At 58.2% G+C, this 17464-nt stretch carries 19 protein-coding genes; 17 read left to right on the forward strand and 2 right to left on the reverse strand.

The annotated features are described in order from the left end of the window. Positions 1 to 179 precede the first annotated feature (179 nt). The 3 genes from JNO51_RS02215 to JNO51_RS02225 are packed head-to-tail and all read left to right on the forward strand — an operon-like array spanning position 180 to position 2785. The gene (locus JNO51_RS02215; RefSeq protein WP_215780846.1) at positions 180 to 1037 is read left to right on the forward strand and encodes an NAD(P)-dependent oxidoreductase; all 858 of its coding nucleotides are present in this window, start codon (positions 180 to 182) and stop codon (positions 1035 to 1037) included. 46 nt (positions 1038 to 1083) lie between these two features. Further along, positions 1084 to 1464: an NUDIX domain-containing protein gene (locus tag JNO51_RS02220; RefSeq protein ID WP_215780847.1), complete on the forward strand. Its 381-nt coding sequence runs from the start codon at positions 1084 to 1086 to the stop codon at positions 1462 to 1464. A 28-nt stretch (positions 1465 to 1492) separates the two neighbouring features. Then, on the forward strand, positions 1493 to 2785 hold the full coding sequence (locus tag JNO51_RS02225; protein ID WP_215780848.1) for a radical SAM/SPASM domain-containing protein: 1293 nt from the start codon (positions 1493 to 1495) through the stop codon (positions 2783 to 2785). A gap of 72 nt (positions 2786 to 2857) precedes the next feature. On the opposite strand, the gene JNO51_RS02230 is transcribed toward JNO51_RS02225, so the two are convergent. Together JNO51_RS02230 and JNO51_RS02235 are read right to left on the reverse strand one after the other, a co-directional pair. Then, positions 2858 to 4123, reverse strand: coding sequence for a glycosyltransferase (locus tag JNO51_RS02230; RefSeq protein WP_215780849.1), 1266 nt, complete (start codon positions 4121 to 4123; stop codon positions 2858 to 2860). A gap of 11 nt (positions 4124 to 4134) precedes the next feature. Next, on the reverse strand, positions 4135 to 5424 hold the full coding sequence (locus tag JNO51_RS02235) for a B12-binding domain-containing radical SAM protein (protein ID WP_215780850.1): 1290 nt from the start codon (positions 5422 to 5424) through the stop codon (positions 4135 to 4137). A gap of 367 nt (positions 5425 to 5791) precedes the next feature. Here JNO51_RS02235 and JNO51_RS02240 point away from each other — a divergent pair, with 367 nt between their 5' ends. The 14 genes from JNO51_RS02240 (at position 5792) to pagP (ending at position 17366) form a co-directional block, all read left to right on the forward strand. Next, entirely contained in the window at positions 5792 to 6637 is an 846-nt protein-coding gene (locus tag JNO51_RS02240; protein WP_215780851.1) for a flagellin, read from the forward strand. 196 nt (positions 6638 to 6833) lie between these two features. Beyond that, a complete protein-coding gene (locus tag JNO51_RS02245; protein ID WP_215780853.1) occupies positions 6834 to 7679 on the forward strand; it encodes a flagellin in 846 nt (281 codons plus the stop codon). A gap of 259 nt (positions 7680 to 7938) precedes the next feature. Continuing rightward, a complete protein-coding gene (locus JNO51_RS02250) occupies positions 7939 to 8787 on the forward strand; it encodes a flagellin (RefSeq protein ID WP_215780855.1) in 849 nt (282 codons plus the stop codon). A 352-nt stretch (positions 8788 to 9139) separates the two neighbouring features. After that, a complete protein-coding gene (locus JNO51_RS02255; RefSeq protein ID WP_215780858.1) occupies positions 9140 to 9553 on the forward strand; it encodes a flagellar protein FlaG in 414 nt (137 codons plus the stop codon). A gap of 125 nt (positions 9554 to 9678) precedes the next feature. Continuing rightward, on the forward strand, positions 9679 to 10962 hold the full coding sequence (fliD, locus tag JNO51_RS02260; protein WP_252346160.1) for a flagellar filament capping protein FliD: 1284 nt from the start codon (positions 9679 to 9681) through the stop codon (positions 10960 to 10962). Between the two features lie 53 nt (positions 10963 to 11015). After that, positions 11016 to 11462, forward strand: a complete 447-nt coding sequence (gene fliS / locus JNO51_RS02265) for a flagellar export chaperone FliS (protein ID WP_215780863.1) — start codon at positions 11016 to 11018, stop codon at positions 11460 to 11462. Between the two features lie 21 nt (positions 11463 to 11483). Then, positions 11484 to 11798 (forward strand): flagellar protein FliT, encoded by a 315-nt coding sequence (locus tag JNO51_RS02270; RefSeq protein ID WP_215780866.1) that lies wholly within the window; start codon positions 11484 to 11486, stop codon positions 11796 to 11798. 79 nt (positions 11799 to 11877) lie between these two features. Continuing rightward, positions 11878 to 12243, forward strand: a complete 366-nt coding sequence (locus JNO51_RS02275; protein WP_215780869.1) for a DUF2802 domain-containing protein — start codon at positions 11878 to 11880, stop codon at positions 12241 to 12243. Further along, on the forward strand, positions 12240 to 13433 hold the full coding sequence (locus JNO51_RS02280) for a flagellar hook-length control protein FliK (RefSeq protein WP_215780871.1): 1194 nt from the start codon (positions 12240 to 12242) through the stop codon (positions 13431 to 13433). The genes JNO51_RS02275 and JNO51_RS02280 overlap by 4 nt, the downstream gene beginning before the upstream one ends. Then, the gene (locus JNO51_RS02285; protein ID WP_215780873.1) at positions 13408 to 13755 is read left to right on the forward strand and encodes an EscU/YscU/HrcU family type III secretion system export apparatus switch protein; all 348 of its coding nucleotides are present in this window, start codon (positions 13408 to 13410) and stop codon (positions 13753 to 13755) included. The genes JNO51_RS02280 and JNO51_RS02285 overlap by 26 nt, the downstream gene beginning before the upstream one ends. 68 nt (positions 13756 to 13823) lie before the next feature. Next, positions 13824 to 14708, forward strand: coding sequence for an NAD(P)-dependent oxidoreductase (locus JNO51_RS02290; RefSeq protein ID WP_252346161.1), 885 nt, complete (start codon positions 13824 to 13826; stop codon positions 14706 to 14708). Next, on the forward strand, positions 14701 to 15852 hold the full coding sequence (locus tag JNO51_RS02295; RefSeq protein WP_215780876.1) for a glycosyltransferase: 1152 nt from the start codon (positions 14701 to 14703) through the stop codon (positions 15850 to 15852). The genes JNO51_RS02290 and JNO51_RS02295 overlap by 8 nt, the downstream gene beginning before the upstream one ends. Before the next feature lie 166 nt (positions 15853 to 16018). Further along, positions 16019 to 16660, forward strand: coding sequence for a hypothetical protein (locus tag JNO51_RS02300; protein WP_215780878.1), 642 nt, complete (start codon positions 16019 to 16021; stop codon positions 16658 to 16660). A 151-nt stretch (positions 16661 to 16811) separates the two neighbouring features. Continuing rightward, positions 16812 to 17366, forward strand: a complete 555-nt coding sequence (gene pagP / locus JNO51_RS02305; protein ID WP_252346162.1) for a lipid IV(A) palmitoyltransferase PagP — start codon at positions 16812 to 16814, stop codon at positions 17364 to 17366. Positions 17367 to 17464 lie beyond the last annotated feature (98 nt).

A 17464-nucleotide genomic window follows, 5' to 3' on the forward strand; every position in this document is an offset into this window, starting at 1 on the left:
GGTTTTGCCGGATTTTTTTCTGGTGCCGACTTAAGTTTTTCTGTGGCTTGACGAAAGATGTCTTACTGCTGCGATAATGCCAGAAAACCCTTTCCCGGTTATTTTTCGATTTGTCTGGCGTCGTTAAATAGTCCTTTCGTAATCATGGTTTTTATCGCGGCATGAAAACAGGATGGGATATGAAGAAAACGGTTCTACTGCTGGGGCATTCCGGGAAAATGGGCTTGGCGCTGCAACAGCGCTGTCCGGCGGATATCGCGCTGGTCGGTCTGGCTTCCCGTGATTTCGATGCGGCCAGACCGGAGACACTGCGACCCTTCATCGAACAATACCGTCCCTGGGCGATCATCAATACGGTGGGTTATCTGGGAATTGATCCCTGCGAGCAGAATCCGCAGGCCGCCTATGCCGTCAATACCCTGTTTCCGTATGCCCTGGCCAAAATGGCCAATGAATATCAGGCGACTTTGCTGCACTTTAGTACGGATGCCGTATTTAATGGTGATGAGGAAAAAACCGAATACGATGAATCAGATTCAGCCAATCCGGTAAATGTCTATGGCATGACAAAATGGGGTGGCGATTGTCTGGTTCAAAATACTGCTCTTAAATATTATATTGCCCGTATTTCGATTCTGTTTGGCCCGAGTCATAAACAGAATCAGTTTGTTGAGAAAATGTTGAGTCTGGTGGCGAATGGCCAAACGACCATTCGGGCTTCGCAGGACATTCTCTGCTCGCCTTGCTACAGCCTGGATGTGGCCGATGCGGTGTATGCCCTGTTGCTGCAGGAAGCCCGCTACGGCGTCTATCACCTGTCGAATCAGGGACGTGCTTCGCTGTATGAGGTGATGCAGGCGGTCATGGCGCATGTGGCGCCGGCCGTGACGGTGTTGCCGGCTTCGTACCGGGATTTCCCCTTTGTCGGGCGCAAGAATCTGAGAACCCCGCTGGTGTCGCGGCGCGGTCCGGTATTGCGGCCCTGGCGCGAGGCACTGCAGGCCTATCTGGAGGCGCGTGATGCAGAACGCGGCTGAGTTGATCCACTGTCCGGTGGACAGACACAGCGGGGACTGTGACCTGGTGTCGTCGCTGCTGATTCTCTGGCATCGCCGGCATGGCTTTCTGATGCAGCTGCGCACCGATGATGCACCGATCATGCCGTCTTGTGTCGGCTTCTTCGGCGGCGGCATTCGCCATGGCGAGACGCCGCATGCGGCGGCCTTGCGGGAGATGCAGGAGGAACTGGGGTTTTGTGTCGACATTGCGTTTCATGCCGCGCGGGTCGCGGCAGTCGAACCTGACCACAAAGAACTGGCTTATTTTTTCAGTGCCGAGTTACATAACGATCATTACCCGGTTTTTGAGGGTGCGGCAGCCATTTGGGTAGATCCAGAAAATCCGCCGAAGGGGCTGTATCCCAGGGATGTCCAGACGTTGCTGGGTTTCCCTTTTGCAGGGTGATTTTGAACTGTTGGACATGGAGCGTGAAATGGACGATATCATCAAGGAAGAAAGTTCTCATTCGCGGTTTTTCCGCCGCAATCAGAATATGCCGGATCAGGTTGTTGACCTGTCCCAGCTCAAGCGGAATATGCCGTCCACGCTGAATGCCCAGGGCAAGCACATTTCCTCCCAGGATAAATACCTGATGGATGGCAACAAGATGCTCTGGCATCTTGACCGTTTCAAGGCCTGGAAAAATGGCGAGATTTTTGCGCCTATCCATATCGACTCGGGCCTGTCCAAGGGTTGCAACATCAAGTGCCATTACTGCTATGGCGTCACGCAAGGCAATTTCTACAAGGAAAGCGCCAAGAAGTATATTGATCGCCATTCGCTGATCGACAATTATCTGCGCAGTGCCGGCGACATGGGCGTGCGTTCGATCGCCCTGATTGGCGAAGCCGAGCCGACGCTCAACCCGCACTTCTATGAGGCCGTGGTGGTGGGCAAGGAGTCGGGCATCGATATGTCGGCGGGGACCAACGGGGTACTGTTTGATACCGGTCGTGATGGTCAGGCGGCGCTGGAGCACCTGTCCTGGCTGCGATTCAATATCAGCGCGGCCTCCGATGAGTCGTATCGCCGGATCCATGCCAGCAAGATGTTCGATACCGTGATCGAAAAGATCCGCTTCTGTGTGGAGTACAAACGCAAGCATAACCTGCAGCTGGATATCGGCCTGCAGATGGTGCTGACCCCGAAGGACATCGGTGAAGTGGTGCCGCTGGCCAAGCTGGGCCAGGAGCTGGGCGTTGACTACTTCCAGGTCAAGCATTGCAGCGACACGGTGGAAAACGACCTTGGTTTCTATGAGCGTCTGGATGATTACGAGAAGTACGCACCCCTGCTGCTGGAGGCCGAGGGCTATGGCACGGGGGATTATCGCGTGGTCGTGAAGTGGGACAAGATCACCAACGGTGGCAAGCGCGATTATGACCAGTGCCTGGGCGCGCCGTTCCTGCTGTATACCGAAGGCACCGGCAAGGTGTACACCTGCGGTATGTTCTTTGACGGCAAGTATCAGCAGGATTATCTGCTCGGTGATCTGACCAAGCAGACCTTCCGTGAAATCGTCGAGTCCGATCATTACTGGAAGGTCATCGACAAGGTCAAGAATGAGATTGACGTCCACAAGGATTGCTATGCCAATTGCCGTACCCACTCCTGCAACAACTTCCTGTGGGATGCCAAGGAGGGCAACGTCAACAGCGGGATTGTGCAGAAGTACTCGGGCGGCTTCGATCTGAACAACCCGCCGCCGCACAAGAACTTTGTCTGAGGCGGCAGCCAAAATGAACGGCGCGGATTTCTCCGCGCCGTTTTTCTTTGGCTGACCTGAAGAAGCAGGACCTCAGGCGGTGATGGTTTCGTCGCTCCTGGCGGTGGGCGCGTCCTGCAGGCTGCTGATATCGCTGAGGACTTCCTGTACACGATGTCGCCAGGTATGACGGGCATGAGCCTCTTCTGCCGCATTCATGCCGATCTCGCGCAGCCTGGCCGGCTGTGCGCACCAGTGGCGCAAGGTCTCGACGCCTTCTTCAATGGTGAAGGGAATGTAGTGTTCGCCAGGCTGGAAATGTCGCTTGATATCGTGCTCGGTATCATCGAAGCGCCCGGTGCAGACAAACATCGGGGCCCCACAGCCCATTCCCTCCAGTACCCGGGAGTGCATGCCGAAGCAGCCGTTGTGCATATTGACCTGGGTTTCGCGGTAGACCTGGGCAAGTTCCTGCTGCCAGCGCAGATTGCGGCGGTAGTAAGGGACAAATTTTGGCCAGTAAAGCCATTGTGACGAGCCATAAATCGCCAGATCGAGACCGGCGGCAACGGCCATGTCGCCAATGGCCAGGCGATCGTTGATGCGCGGCATTTCGGTATCGAGCGTATGCAGCACGGCGGTCTGGTCCATGCTGGTGGCGAGCTGGGCGCCGGAAATGTCGATCTGCAGGTAGTCGCGGAACTGGCTGGCGATCAGATCGTGCATGTCGCTGAAGGAGTGCTTGCAGACACTGACCTTGGCCTTGGTCAGCAAGAAGTCGGCAACTCGGTCGACGCACAGTTTCTTGCCATTGTTCCAGCCCAGGGCATGACGCATGACCGCCGGGTTGGTGGCGTGCAGGGGCAGCGGGATGTAGCCGCAGATAGCCGCCGTATTCGGCACCGGCGTGATCTCCGGCCGCGGATAGTGCATGTTCGGGTCAATGCCGGTATGCAGTCGGCCCCAGACCCCTTCGAGCAGATGATGGCTGAAGCCGAAGTAGTCCGGCTGGATCAGGGTGTAGGTCAGCAGGCTGCCGCCGAAGTTGGGGTCGGTATAGTGCAGTTGCTTGCGCTCATGGGGGCGACGCTCGCGCCAGCCGTCCTGAATCCAGGCGACGTGCGGTATTTCCTCGGGGATGGCCGCACGGCTCTGGTTTTTGGTGCGGTTGATTTCAAAGATGAAATCCGGCTTGAGCGTCGACAGCTCCTTATAGATCGCTTCATCGTCAAGGTCAGAGTCGACGGCGAGGGTTTCCACGCCCTCGCATGAAAAGGCGCTGGCCAGCGAGCGCAGCATGCCGGCCATATAAGGGTGGGTGCTGAAGCTGTGCAATAGCACCACTTTGCTGATTGCCATGAGGCAGGTCCTTAGCTGACAAAAACCGACATGTCATTGCGCTTGAAGTACTCCACATAGCGATCAATGATCAGGCGCAGTTCTTCTTCATCTTCATGAGTACGAACTTCGGGGATGATGAAGTCGCGTACCGGGTTGCGGCAAAAGTCCGTCCAGACATCGCGATCGAATTTGCCTTCCTTCAGCAATTGATCGTAGTACGGCGTTTCTGCCAGCGGAGACAGCAGGTTGAAGTAGGGCAGCTTGATGCCGAGGTCGCGGATGCGGCTGGGCAGGGAGTTGCGATACTCCTGGGTTTCGCCCGGAGCCCCCATGATGAAGTAGCCCAGGATGTCGATGCCGTACTTGCTGCACAGCTTGCAGAACTGTTCGATGTGCTTGTACCGGCAGGACTTCTTGAACGTGGCCAGAATCCCGTCATCGAGACTCTCGATGCCGACATGCAGGCGGCGACAACCCGCGTCGGCCAGATCGGCAATCACATCTTCCCGGACTTCGACCGTACCGCGCGCACTCCAGTCAATGGTGATGTTTTCATTGATCAGGGCGCGGGAGATCTCGCTGACGCGGGCGCGGTTGACGTTGAAGGCATCGTCGAGAATGTGGATCGAGGTCGCCCCGAGATCGATCAGTTGCTTGAATTCTTCCACGCAGCGCTCGGCAGACTTCATGTTGAAGGTCTTCTGCTGCACGTCGCAGTACGTACAAGCGTAGGGGCATCCTTTGGAGCTGAACATCGGCAGGCGCAGCGAGCCGACATTGAACAGCAGGTCTTCATTGGCCTCGATACGGTAAGTCTCGATATCCATCAGGTGCCGCGCCGGCAGGGGGATGGCGTTCAGGTCCACTTGCCCGCCAAAGTAAACGCCGGGCGGACGACCGGAGTCCAGCCATTCCGGAAAGATGACTTCCGCGTCATCGACGAACACCGCATGGGCGCCTTGCTCTTGAATGAAGCGGTAGTTCTTGGTGGCGTGCGGGCCGCCGACGATCTTGCAGGGAGCACTGGTGCGCCGCAGGATCTCGGTCATGGCCCAGGCGCGATAGGTGACGACCGACAGGCCGAGCACGTCAGGGGCAAAGGTTTCGATCTGCTCAATCGTCTCATCCAGAGACAGGCCCAGGCTGGCGGCGTCGAGCACGTTGACTTCATAGCGGTCTGCCGGAATGTTGGCAGCCAGACTCAGCACGCCGAGAGGCATGTATTTGACAGCTTTGTTCTTGTAAAACTTGGCGGTCACGCGGTCGAGCACTTCTCCCTCGTAGGGCATGACAACCAGCATGATTTTTTCTCTGTTCATGGTCAGATGACTCCCGATGAATATGCATGGTCTGCAAACAGTGCGTCTGGGCGGGCGTGCTGTCTTGACGCTCCGGCTCATTGGCTTCCAGCGAGTCTATGCAATTTAACTGTGAAATCTACATGCCATAGAGGCAGTAGGCAATGGATAGCTTCCTCACTGGTCTGTTTATATCGGTTGCTGTGGTTCTGGCTGAAGGTTTTCGCCGATGAATTCATCCCATGAAAAAAAATATCATCACAACCCTAAAGGTTTTCGGATTGCTGTCGATGAAGTAGACGAGTAAGTGACAAGATGGTGGCGGATGAAGGCTGGGCAAGCCTGTCCGCTTTGGCGGACTTAATATGAAAGAGAATGGAGGCCTGTCATGGCTATCTATGTAAATACCAACATTGCCTCGCTCAATGCGCAGCGCAATTTGTCCCATTCGACAGACTCGCTGAAAACTTCTCTGCAACGTCTGTCTTCTGGTCTGCGCATCAATAGCGCGGCTGATGATCCTGCCGGCATGGCGATTTCGCAAACCATGACCTTGCAGATCAACGGTAACAACCAGGGTATCCGCAACGCGAGTGACGGTATCTCGCTGGCGCAGACGGCTGAAGGTGCGCTGGGCCAGATCCAGAACAACCTGCAGACCATCCGTCAGATTGCGGTGCAGGCCGCCAACGGTACGATTTCCGATACCAACCGTTCGCAGCTGCAAAAGCAGGTCGACCAGCTGACGCAGGAAATCTCGCGTATCGTGCAAACCACCAACTTCAACGGCACGGTGCTGTTGTCCGGTGGTGCCAACATTACCTTCCAGGTGGGGGCATCCGGTGTGGCCTCCAACCAGGTGGTGGCCAGCGGTCTGGACCTGACCTCGGGCGTGTCGAGCTACGCAACCTCGCTGACGGCAACCGGTACGATCGATATCACCACCTCTGCCAAGGCTTCTGCCGTGCTGTCGGCGCTGGATACGGACATCAACACCGTATCGAACGACCGCTCGCAGCTGGGTGCCATCCAGAACCGCTTCCAGGCGGTGGTGGCCAACATGCAGAACTATGTACAGAACTTGTCCGATTCGCGCAGCCGTATCGTGGACACTGACTTCGCGGCTGAAACCGCGAACCTGACGCAGAACCAGATTCTGCAACAGGCCGGTACCGCGATTCTGAGCCAGGCCAACCAGGTGCCGCAGGCTGCCCTGACCCTGCTGAAGGGCTAAGCGGTTATTTCGTACCTTTGGTCTTGAAGCCCCGCCCTGGCGGGGCTTTTTCATTGAATCTGCAAGAAAGTGCGTGTTGAAACTAAAGATTATCGATCGGCTGCCGATAAGTAAGTCATGGGCGGAAGCAAAGACCCGTCTTCGGTAGTGGCGCTGAGAAGTTCCCGCCGGCTAACTGACTCGATGGAGAGTAAAAATGGCTATCTATGTAAATACCAATATTGCCTCGCTGAATGCGCAGCGCAATTTGTCCATGTCGACGGACTCGCTGAAGACCTCTCTGCAACGTCTGTCCTCCGGTCTGCGTATCAATAGTGCGGCTGATGATCCTGCCGGCATGGCGATTTCGCAAACCATGACCTTGCAGATCAACGGTAACAACCAGGGTATCCGCAACGCGAGTGACGGTATCTCGCTGGCGCAGACGGCTGAAGGTGCGCTGGGCCAGATCCAGAACAACCTGCAGACCATCCGTCAGATTGCTGTGCAGGCCGCCAACGGTACGATTTCCGATACCAACCGTTCGCAGCTGCAAAAGCAGGTCGACCAGCTGACGCAGGAAATCTCGCGTATCGTGCAAACCACCAACTTCAACGGCACGGTGCTGCTGTCCGGTGGTGCCAACATTACCTTCCAGGTGGGTGCCTCCGGCGTGGCCACCAACCAGGTGGTGGCCAGCGGTCTGGACCTGACCTCGGGCGTGTCGAGCTACGCGACCTCGCTGACGGCAACCGGCACGATCGATATCACCACCTCTGCCAAGGCTTCTGCCGTGCTGTCGGCGCTGGATACGGACATCAACACCGTATCGAACGACCGTTCGCAGCTTGGTGCCATCCAGAACCGCTTCCAGGCGGTGGTGGCCAACATGCAGAACTATGTACAGAACTTGTCCGATTCGCGCAGCCGTATCGTGGACACTGACTTCGCGGCTGAAACCGCGAACCTGACGCAGAACCAGATTCTGCAACAGGCTGGTACTGCGATTCTGAGTCAGGCCAACCAGGTGCCGCAGGCTGCCCTGACCCTGCTGAAGGGCTAAGTTTGACTGACAAGTGATGTAAAAATGGTTACCACGGCATGTCAACATGTCGTGGTAACTCGTTGTTTTTATCGCAAAGCTTGCGTTTGGTGTTTTCTACGCGTATTGTTCACCATGAGAGGCGGTACGGGGACTGACTAGCCTATCCTGAAGGCATATTGCTGAAAGGGGCCGTCAAATTTGACGGGCGCGCATCGGGTGCGCTGGGACATCGCTGGCAAAGTCCGCCGAGTTATCCTCGACTCGATGGAGAACAATAATGGCAATTTATGTCAATACCAACATTGCATCGCTGAATGCCCAGCGTAATCTTTCCGGATCAACTGAATCCCTGAAAACGTCGCTCCAGCGGCTGTCGTCCGGTCTGCGCATCAACAGCGCGGCGGATGATCCTGCCGGCATGGCTGTGTCGCAGTCCATGACGACACAGATCAACGGTAACGAGCAGGGTATTCGCAACGCAAGTGACGGTATCTCCCTGGCGCAAACCGCCGAAGGTGCACTGGGCCAGATCCAGAACAACCTGCAGACCATTCGCCAGATTGCCGTGCAGGCCGCCAACGGTACGATTTCCGATACCAACCGCTCGCAGCTGCAAAAGCAGGTCGACCAGCTGACGCAGGAAATCTCGCGTATCGTGCAAACCACCAACTTCAACGGCACCATGCTGCTGTCGGGTGGTAACTCCATTACTTTCCAGATCGGTGCTTCCGGCGTGGCTTCCAACCAGGTGGTGGCCAGCGGTCTGGATCTGACTTCCGGTATCAACAGCTACGCGACCTCGCTGACGGCGACGGGGACCATCGATATCACCACCACGGCCAAGGCTTCGGCGGTGTTGTCGGCGCTGGATGCCGACATCAACCTGATCTCGAATGACCGTTCGCAGCTGGGTGCGGTGCAAAACCGTTTTCAGGCGGTCATCGCCAATATGTCGAACTATGTGCAGAACCTGAAGGACTCTCGTTCGCGCATTATCGATACTGACTTTGCTTCTGAAACCGCCAACCTGACCCAGCAGCAGATCCTGCAACAGGCCGGTACGGCCGTGCTGTCGCAGGCCAACCAGGTGCCCCAGGCGGCCCTGACCCTGCTCAAGGGTGGTTGATCGGGTTTGAGCGGTGCAATTTAGCCACGATGCCTTGGGGCCTCGTGGCTATTTTTATATGCATGTTGTGGTGGTGGCGTCTAACGTTAAATAAATTCGCATGGCCTCTAAAGTTATGTCTCGCCCGGTCGATAAAGAGTGAGGCGGGCTGCCACTTCGGTGCGCCCATGGAGAAAATGCGGCTATCATACGGCTTGGATGTCATAATAGTACGCCTGGCACGCGAAAGCGGATGAACGGGCGAGGCCCTTGTAGTCGCCTGAGGTCAGGCACAGCATGATGTCTGGCCTTTGTGGAGCGTAAACGAGAGCAAGTCTGCAGGCGCAGGCCCGTTTCTTGTAAGGAGGCCACCATGCAAGTGAATCCACTTTTGAGCAATCTGCCCCAGTCGGCGCAGACGGCACAACCTGTGCATGCTCCCCAGTCTGCGGGAAATGCCCAACCAGTCCAGGCACAGACCAGTGCTGCCGTGACATCGGTTGGTCAGACCCACACCGATGGATCGCAATCTCAGGCAGATGCGACCAAGAAGACCAAGATTGACGAGAAAGAGCTGAGTTCGGCGGTGAGCAAGCTGAACGATACCGCCAAACTTTTCAATACCCAGTTGCAATTTGCAGTGGACCCGGGTACTGGGCGCAGGGTCGTCAAAGTCACGGACAGTTCGACCAACGAGGTCATTCGCCAGATTCCGGCAGAAGACGTGTTGCGACTTTCCAAGGCGATCGACGATTTCAAGGGTCTGCTGGTTAAAGACAGTGCCTGATTCGCCATAGTGGTGTTTCGGGCCGGGAGTGACTCATGGCATCGATTTCTTCATCGACCGGTCCGCTCGATGTGCAAGGCCTTGTATCGCAACTGATGACGGTGGCGAAGCAGCCTTACAATCGGATGAATTCGCAGCTTTCGAGCACCAACAGCCAGATTTCCGATTATGGCGCGTTGAGCTCGGACCTGACAGCATTGCAAGGGACATTGACCTCACTGTCCTCGGGGCAGTTCGTGCATTCGTTCAAGGCCACCAGCAGCAATACCACGGTCTTGAACGGCACGGCGACCTCGACGGCCAATACGGGTAACTACAGCATTACGGTCAACTCCCTCGCGACCTCGCAAAACCTGGCCCTGACTGGCCAGGCCAGCTCCTCGACCAGCTTTGGCAACACGGCCGACACGCTCAAATTCAGCTTTGGCGACGGGACCTCGGCGTCGGTCAATATCGATGCCAATGCCACGCTCGACCAGATCAGCAATGCCATTAATTCCGCGGGGATCGGGGTGAGTGCCAGCGTGGTGAAGGCAGACAATAGTGCCTCGCCCTATCGTCTGGTCCTGACCGGTACCACCGTCGGGGCGAGCAAATCATTCAGCACTTCGACCGCCTCCGGTCAGGCCGCCTTGTCGTTTTTCAACTTCAACGCCGCCAGTGCGGTAGATGGCACCGGTGCCATCACCGACAGCCGCCTGACATCAGCCGCCAAGGATGCCAGCCTGGTCGTCAATGGTCTGACCATGACCAGCAGTAGCAACACGGTGACCAATGCCATCAATGGTGTGACGCTGAACCTGACACAGAGCGGGTCGTCCATGCTGACTGTCGCCAGTGACAGTGCCGCCATTCAGGCCAAGGTGCAAAGCTTTGTCGACGCCTACAATAAAGTCGCCAACAATGCGTCGAACCTGTACAAGACCAGTCTGCAGGGCGACTTTACGCTGGTTTCGCTGCAATCGCAGTTTGCCAAGATCCTGAATACGCCGATTGCCGGCGCCGATGGCACCTCCACCGTGGCCTACCTGGCCCAGGCGGGTATTTCGCTGCAGAAGGATGGCACGCTGAAGCTCGATGCCACGGCATTGAACACGGCGATTACCAATAACGCCAATGCGGTGGTCAATCTGTTCGGCAACGATAATAATGATGGTTTCGCACAGCGCTTCAACAATACCATCAACAATTATCTCGGTCCGACCGGGCTGGTGACGACGCGTACCACCACCCTCAACACCCAGGTCAAGACCATGAAGGACAAGATGTCGCAGGAGGCGAACCGGCTGGACGTGGTACAGGCAGGCTATCTGTCGCTGTATACCAAGCTGAACTCGTCCCTGATGCAGATGCAGCAGACCAGCACATCGCTGACCTCCATGCTGGCTTCGTTGAACGCCAATAAATAATCATTGTCGGGGGGGTGAGATGCCCCCCTTCCTCACGGGATACTCAGGCAGCCATGAAGAATACCCTTGCCATGCAGCAGTTGAAGAAGGCCTACCAGGATGATGCGCTGGAGGTCGCCGTGTATGGGGCAAGCCCGGTCGGTCTGATCGTGATGTTGTACGAGGGGGCCTTGCGGGCCATCGATCAGGCCAAGGTGCTGATGCAGCACCAGCGCTATGAAGAGAAGGGCAGGCTGATCAACAAGGCCATCGATATCATCGAAGGCCTGCGCATTGCACTCGATCATACGCACAATGCGTCGCTGTCGCTGAATCTGGAGGATCTGTACGTCTATGCCAAGTTCCGCCTTGGCGTGGCCAACATGAAGAACGATCCGGAGATTCTGGATGAGGTCGCCAAGCTGCTGAATGTCATTCTGCCCGCGTGGCAGGAGCTGGCAAAAACCGGTGGGAACGTTGCTCCGGGCGCGGAAAGCCCCCGTTCTCAGACGGCGATTTGAGGGAACGGACAAGAGGTCGCCATGAATCTGGAGAGCCTGCGCGAAACGACGCGTCAGTTTGCCGAATATACCGAAGCCATGCTGGTGGCGGCCGAGCAGGGCCAGTGGGAAGACTTTCTGCTGGTGCACGAGGCGCGCGAGGCACAGATGGCGACCCTGCAGGCCGAGGCCGGCGATGCGCTGCTGACCCTGCTGCCTGACCTGCGTCCGGTGCTCGAGGCGGCGCTGTCGCTCAACCAGCGCATCGAGCTGCTCGCCAGCGCGCGCCGCGACGAGCTGGGTGAGGAGTTGTCGACGGTGCAACAGCAGCGTCGCCTGCGCATGACTTACCGCTGAGCTTGTCTGACGGTCTTTTCCTTGGGTTATTTTCAAGCGCCTCTTAGAATCAGAGAAAGACCGCCCCTGGAGTACGCCCATGTCCGCCTTTGCCTTGCTGGCCAGCAATACCATCATTTTCTGCGTGATTGTGGCCCTCGCCTGGTACTTTCACCGGCGCCTGCGCAAGGTGGAAACGGAAGAAGACAGGGTGACCGCCATGTACATTGAGCAATTGCAGCATCAGATCAGTGTGCAGCAGCGGGATTTGCTGCATCTTGCCGAGATGGTCGAACGGCAGCAGCACAAGCCGGCGCCCGATGTGCCGGCCGCCTCTCCCTACAAACAGGCCATCGAGCTGATCCGCCAGGGCATGGGTGCGGCCGATGTCGCCCAGCGTTGCGGCATCTCCCGCAGCGAAGCCGAGTTGATTCTCTCCCTGTACCGCAATAACTCGACCTCATGATTCCATCCTTGCCGCCCAATCTGGTCAACCCGCTCACCTCCGGCCCCGGTGCCGGCACCGAGGCGGTATCGCCGCTGCGTTTGCTCAACGAGGGCGATCGTGCGCTGATCGACGCCACGGTTCTGCCAGGGCGCCTGCCCAATCTGGTGATCGGCGAGCAGGTCACGGCCCGGATTGCCGAACAGCTCAGCAATAATCAGGTTGCGGTGCTGATCAAGAATGCCCTGTTCACCCTGACCTTGCCCAATGGCATGCAGCCCAAGGGTGATACCCTGACGCTGCGGGTGGCCAACCTCAAGCCCAATCTGACCTTTTCCCTGCAGGGAGAGGGGCAGGAGGGCGAGGCCAAGGACAGTTCTGTCCAGGTGGATCTGAGTCCGGCTTCCCGTTACCTGACGCGTCTGCTTTCCTCCGCCAATCAGCAGGATGCGGCCGGTCCGGGCGCCGGCGGGGCCGGTGGTGCCAAAGAAACCGAGCAGGGCAATGCGGCCTCGGCCGCTGCCAGGGCGGCCGGCGATGCAGCGCTGCTGAAGGATTATGCCACGACCTCCTCCGGCTCAAATCCCTTGCTGAGTCTCAAGCCAGGGCAGGCCGGCGGGACCGTCGCACTGGACGCCCAGCAACAGCAGCCGGCACAGGTGGCCGATCACCTCAAGCAAGGGGTTGAGAAAAGCGGGTTGTTTTACGAGTCACATCTGAAGGCCTGGGATCAGGGCAAGTTGCCGCTGTCGCAACTGCAGCAGGAGCCTCAGGCCAAGCTGGGGCAGGCTCTGCAGGATCCGCAGCTGGCGCATGACAAGGCCTTGCCGGAACTGGGCAATCTGGTGCAGCGCCAGCTCAATGCCCTGGAAAGCCAGCAGGTCCCGTTGCAGGGATTTGCCTGGCCCGGTCAGCCGATGCAAATGTTGATTCAGCCCGAGCAGAAGGACGATCGCGAGGGGCATGGCGACAGCGAGGAGACGCATGCCTGGAGTACCCACATGTCGCTTAACTTGCCGGTGCTCGGAGGGCTGTCAGCCCGCGTCCGGCTGGTCGGCAATGCGGTGCAAATCGCTTTTGTTACCGAAGAGGCTTCAGCCGGCGGGCTGATCCAGAATCACAGCCAGAAATTGTCCGATGGCCTGGCGGCTGCCGGCCTCGATCTGGCCACCTTGTCAGTCAAGCATGAAGAAGCCAACCCAGAAAAATGATCCCCTGCGCCGCTCGGCGCTCGCCCTGTCCTATCAGGAGGGTACCCCGGCCCCGCGCGTGGTCGCCAAAGGCTATGGCCAGACGGCGGAGCGTATCATCGAAAGTGCCCGGCAGGCCGGCGTCTTCGTGCATGACTCCCCCGAATTGGTGTCCCTGCTGATGCAGGTCGATCTTGATCAGCAGATTCCGCCCGAACTCTATCGGGCGGTTGCCGAGGTTCTGGCCTTCGTTTACTACCTGGAGAAGCAGGCAGAGAAGCAGTCTTTCGAGTTGAATGCCTGGTTACCCTCGGTCAAGCAATCCATTCTGCCTTCCCCCTGATTCCGACTGGCCGGATGGTCGGAATTTCCTTATGCTTTGATAATTTCGTTTCTGAATGGGTCATCATCATGTTGAAAGTCGGTTATGTCGGGCTCGGCATCATGGGGCGTCCTTGCGCGCTGAACTTGCTGCGTGCGGGCTTTGAAGTACAGGTCTGGGCCAGACATCCGGAGCGTGCCCAGCCGGTACTGGATGCAGGCGCCATCTGGCGCGACAGTCTGCCCGAGCTGGCCGGCGCGGTGGATGTGCTGATTACCAATCTGTCGGATACGCCTGATGTCGAGCAGGTGCTGCTGGGGGCCGGCGGGGTCATCGAAGGGGCCAGGACCGGTCTGATTTGTGTCGATATGAGTACCATCTCCCCCTTTGGTGCACGTCGCATTGCCAGCCAGCTGGCCGAGCGTGGCATCGATTTTCTCGATTGCCCGGTATCGGGCGGGGAGGTTGGTGCCATCAACGGTACCCTGACGGTCATGGTCGGCGGCAAAGAAGCCGCGCTGGAACGCGTGCGCCCGGTTCTGGAGGCCATGGGCAAGACGATTACCCGCATCGGCGACGCCGGTGCCGGTCAGGTGGCCAAGGCCTGCAACCAGATCGCCGTCGGCGTGGGGGTCACCATGGTGGCCGAACTGATGAAACTGGCCACGGCCTGCGGGGTGGATCCGGTGCCGGTACGCCAGGCGCTGATGGGGGGCTTTGCCGCCAGTCGTGTGCTGGATGTGCATGGCCAGCGCATGATTGATGACAACTACGTCCCGGGCTTCAAGGCGAACCTGCATCTCAAGGATATGGGGATCGTGCTGGACTGCGCTCGTGAACTGGGCATTTCCCTGCCGCAATCGGAACGCGTCACCGCCATGATTCGTCAGCTGGTGGCTCAGGGGGATGGTGAGCTTGACTCCGCAGCCATCGCCCGCTTCATCTTGCAAGGCGAAGACGCTCGTCATGACTGAACTGCCGATTCCGCAGGAACCGCATCATCTTGCCCAGGTGCTGGCACTGACGAAATTCGGTCAGCAGTGCCAGCAGGATTTCGAGGCCGCCCGGCGCGAAGTTTGCCAGGCGTTTGGCCTGGCCGGCGATCAGACCGATGATCCGATCGTCTACGCCATGCTGTTGCTCAATGCACAGCGCCTGGAGGAGGCGCGTCAGTTGCTGCTTGAGCAGGCGCTGGCGACACCGGAGAAATTCCCGTCGATCTATGCCTTGCTGGCCTGCGTTTTCAAGTATTTCAATGCCGGCATGACGATTGATCAGCTGGCCGGCTTTGCCATCGAGCCGATGCTGCAGCTCTATCAGGCCAATCCGGCCTCACCCACCATACAGCTCGGCCTGCTGGACATGTTGCTGTATCTGGGGCTGCCCGACGAGTGTAGTCAGGTACTGGCGCAGTCCGATGCGGTGATGTTTGCCCAGGAGGCGGCCGAGCTGGCGGCGCTGCGCGACAGGATTGCCGGGCAGCAGGATCGCTGTCGTCTGTCGGTCGTCATGCTGACCTGCCGCCGTCCGGCCTTGCTGCGTCACACCCTGCAGATCCTGCAGCAGGCGCTGCAGGAGACGGATGTCGAAATCATTGTCGGCATCAACGACGACCTGCCGGAGACGCGCGCCGTGCTGCAGCAGGCCGGTATCGAGCACACCATCGAGAGTCCGGGCAATATCGGCTGGGAGCTCTACAAGCAGGTCTTTGCCGAAGCGCGCGGCGAATTCATCATCGAGCTCGATGATGACATCGCCGAGCTCCCTGCCGGTTTTGACCAGCAGATCATCGCCTGCCTGCAACAACGCGCGGATCTGGGCCTGGTCGGCCACTGGCCCGTCGGCTTTGTTGACGCGCAGGATGGCCGGGCGATCGAACCGGCACCTTCCTACCATGTCCGTGAAGAAGTTGCCGGCTTGCCGTTTGGCATCGGCCCGGTCGCCGGGGTCTGCGCCGGCATGCGCCGGCGCGACTTCCTGGCCATCAACGGCTTTGCCCGTGCCAGTCTGGGCCGGATGTCGGGAGAAGAGCCGCAACTGATCCGCAAACTGGCACTGCACGGCAAGTATTCCGGGGTCATCTTCGATCAGGGCTTGCGGGTCTATCAGGACCACTGAGACGGCAGCCCCTCGCCGAGTTGAAACATTTCTTGCAAAAACAGTCGTGGTTGAACCAAAATTTACGCATTCATCATTAATCATTGCTGCAAAATGAAAATGGGAATGGTATAAAATAGAGGTTCAACCCGCCTGCAGGCGGGAAAAAGCGAGGGGGCGTCCGGAAATGAACGTATCGCTGACCAAGGCTGTACTGCAAAGATTGCCTGATCTGAGTGTGCATGTGCTGGTGGCCAGGGCCATCCGCCTGGATGTGCTGCAATATTTTCAGGTCATCCCTCCCGTGCTGGATCCCGATGCCGTCGAAAACCTGCTGGTACAGTGGCGTGCGCAATGGCGTGATTTCCCCGGCCCGTGGCAGGGGCAGGGCGCACTGGCGCAACTGGTACGCATGGTGATGAATCAGCAATTCCAGAGCACACTGCCCATGGTCGACATGGCCAACTATGCCGCCTTGCTGGCGCTGTGCCCGGTCAGTGGCTTTGACATGGCCGCCTTGCACGGCAGCCTGACACTCGAGCTGGCGCAAAGCGCGGATGAAGCCTGCCAGCCGGCCCTTTTCCCCGGGGAGCCCGTCTGGCGCGATGGCCGTCAACAGCTTGTCACGCGCCGTCTCAATGCCTGGCAGTCACCCGAGCATCAGTTGTCCGAACACAGTGCCAACATTGTTTTCATCAGCGAACAGCCCCACCGGGCCATGCCGGCGCCTGGCAGGGCCTTTCATTACCTGCAGGCGACCCTGACGCCGTTATGCGACAGTCTGCAGTACACCGTGCTGGATGCACGCCAGCTCGAACTGGCGTGCTGATCGGCCAAGTCAATTCACCTTTACTGAAACCTTTCGCGTTTTTGGGACTCTGATCCACTTCACCGGGACGTCACATGGCACCTCCCGGTCTCTTCCATTTCACGAAGGTATCGCCACCAGCATGTTCAAGAATGATCGCCAATGCGGCTGTATGCTCGCCGTTCTGCTTTGTCTGCCCCTGAGCGCACGCGCGCAGGAAGGCGCTGTCACGCCCGATCCGGCCTCCGCCCAGACGGACAGTTGGTGGCAGCAGGCACGGGACACCGTCAGCACCACCTGGAACGAGGGACAGAACGAACTCTATGTCCCCTTGCATACCTGGCATAACCGGCGGATGTACACCCCGGAAAAGATCGCGGAATACAACGAAAACCCCTGGGGACTCGGGGTGGGGAAATACCGCTACGACGAACAGGGTAACTGGCATGCCCTGTATGCGATGGCCTTTCTCGACTCGCACAACAAGATCGAGCCGATCGCCGGATATGGTTACGAAAAGATCTGGCGGCCCGGCGAGAACTGGCGGCTGGGTGCCGGCTTTACTGTCGGCATGACCGCACGGCAAGACTATAACTACTATCCCATTCCGGTGGTGCTGCCCATGGTCTCCATCGAGTACAAGCGCTTTGCCCTGCAGTCCGCCTATGTGCCGGGCGGCAAGGGCTATGGCAACGTCCTGTTTACCTGGGCGCGCTGGCAGTTCTGACCGGTCCGGGAGGGGCGGCGGGCAAGAAGTTTCCCTGCAGGTCTGGCATCGTCTATCTTGAACTGATACAGGCGGATCACTACGGTGTGCCGGGGCGG

It is taken from the genome of Paludibacterium sp. B53371, assembly GCF_018802765.1.
GTDB lineage: Bacteria > Pseudomonadota > Gammaproteobacteria > Burkholderiales > Chromobacteriaceae > Paludibacterium.

Coding starts and splice junctions, on each gene's coding strand:
- JNO51_RS02215 (WP_215780846.1), top strand. CDS start 180: ATGAAGAAAACGGTTCTACTGCTGGGGCATTCCGGGAAAATGGGCTTG.
- JNO51_RS02225 (WP_215780848.1), top strand. CDS start 1,493: ATGGACGATATCATCAAGGAAGAAAGTTCTCATTCGCGGTTTTTCCGC.
- JNO51_RS02230 (WP_215780849.1), bottom strand. CDS start 4,123: ATGGCAATCAGCAAAGTGGTGCTATTGCACAGCTTCAGCACCCACCCT.
- JNO51_RS02235 (WP_215780850.1), bottom strand. CDS start 5,424: ATGAACAGAGAAAAAATCATGCTGGTTGTCATGCCCTACGAGGGAGAA.
- JNO51_RS02240 (WP_215780851.1), top strand. CDS start 5,792: ATGGCTATCTATGTAAATACCAACATTGCCTCGCTCAATGCGCAGCGC.
- JNO51_RS02245 (WP_215780853.1), top strand. CDS start 6,834: ATGGCTATCTATGTAAATACCAATATTGCCTCGCTGAATGCGCAGCGC.
- JNO51_RS02250 (WP_215780855.1), top strand. CDS start 7,939: ATGGCAATTTATGTCAATACCAACATTGCATCGCTGAATGCCCAGCGT.
- JNO51_RS02255 (WP_215780858.1), top strand. CDS start 9,140: ATGCAAGTGAATCCACTTTTGAGCAATCTGCCCCAGTCGGCGCAGACG.
- fliD (WP_252346160.1), top strand. CDS start 9,679: ATGAATTCGCAGCTTTCGAGCACCAACAGCCAGATTTCCGATTATGGC.
- fliS (WP_215780863.1), top strand. CDS start 11,016: ATGAAGAATACCCTTGCCATGCAGCAGTTGAAGAAGGCCTACCAGGAT.
- JNO51_RS02270 (WP_215780866.1), top strand. CDS start 11,484: ATGAATCTGGAGAGCCTGCGCGAAACGACGCGTCAGTTTGCCGAATAT.
- JNO51_RS02275 (WP_215780869.1), top strand. CDS start 11,878: ATGTCCGCCTTTGCCTTGCTGGCCAGCAATACCATCATTTTCTGCGTG.
- JNO51_RS02280 (WP_215780871.1), top strand. CDS start 12,240: ATGATTCCATCCTTGCCGCCCAATCTGGTCAACCCGCTCACCTCCGGC.
- JNO51_RS02285 (WP_215780873.1), top strand. CDS start 13,408: ATGAAGAAGCCAACCCAGAAAAATGATCCCCTGCGCCGCTCGGCGCTC.
- JNO51_RS02290 (WP_252346161.1), top strand. CDS start 13,824: ATGTTGAAAGTCGGTTATGTCGGGCTCGGCATCATGGGGCGTCCTTGC.
- JNO51_RS02295 (WP_215780876.1), top strand. CDS start 14,701: ATGACTGAACTGCCGATTCCGCAGGAACCGCATCATCTTGCCCAGGTG.
- JNO51_RS02300 (WP_215780878.1), top strand. CDS start 16,019: ATGAACGTATCGCTGACCAAGGCTGTACTGCAAAGATTGCCTGATCTG.
- pagP (WP_252346162.1), top strand. CDS start 16,812: ATGCTCGCCGTTCTGCTTTGTCTGCCCCTGAGCGCACGCGCGCAGGAA.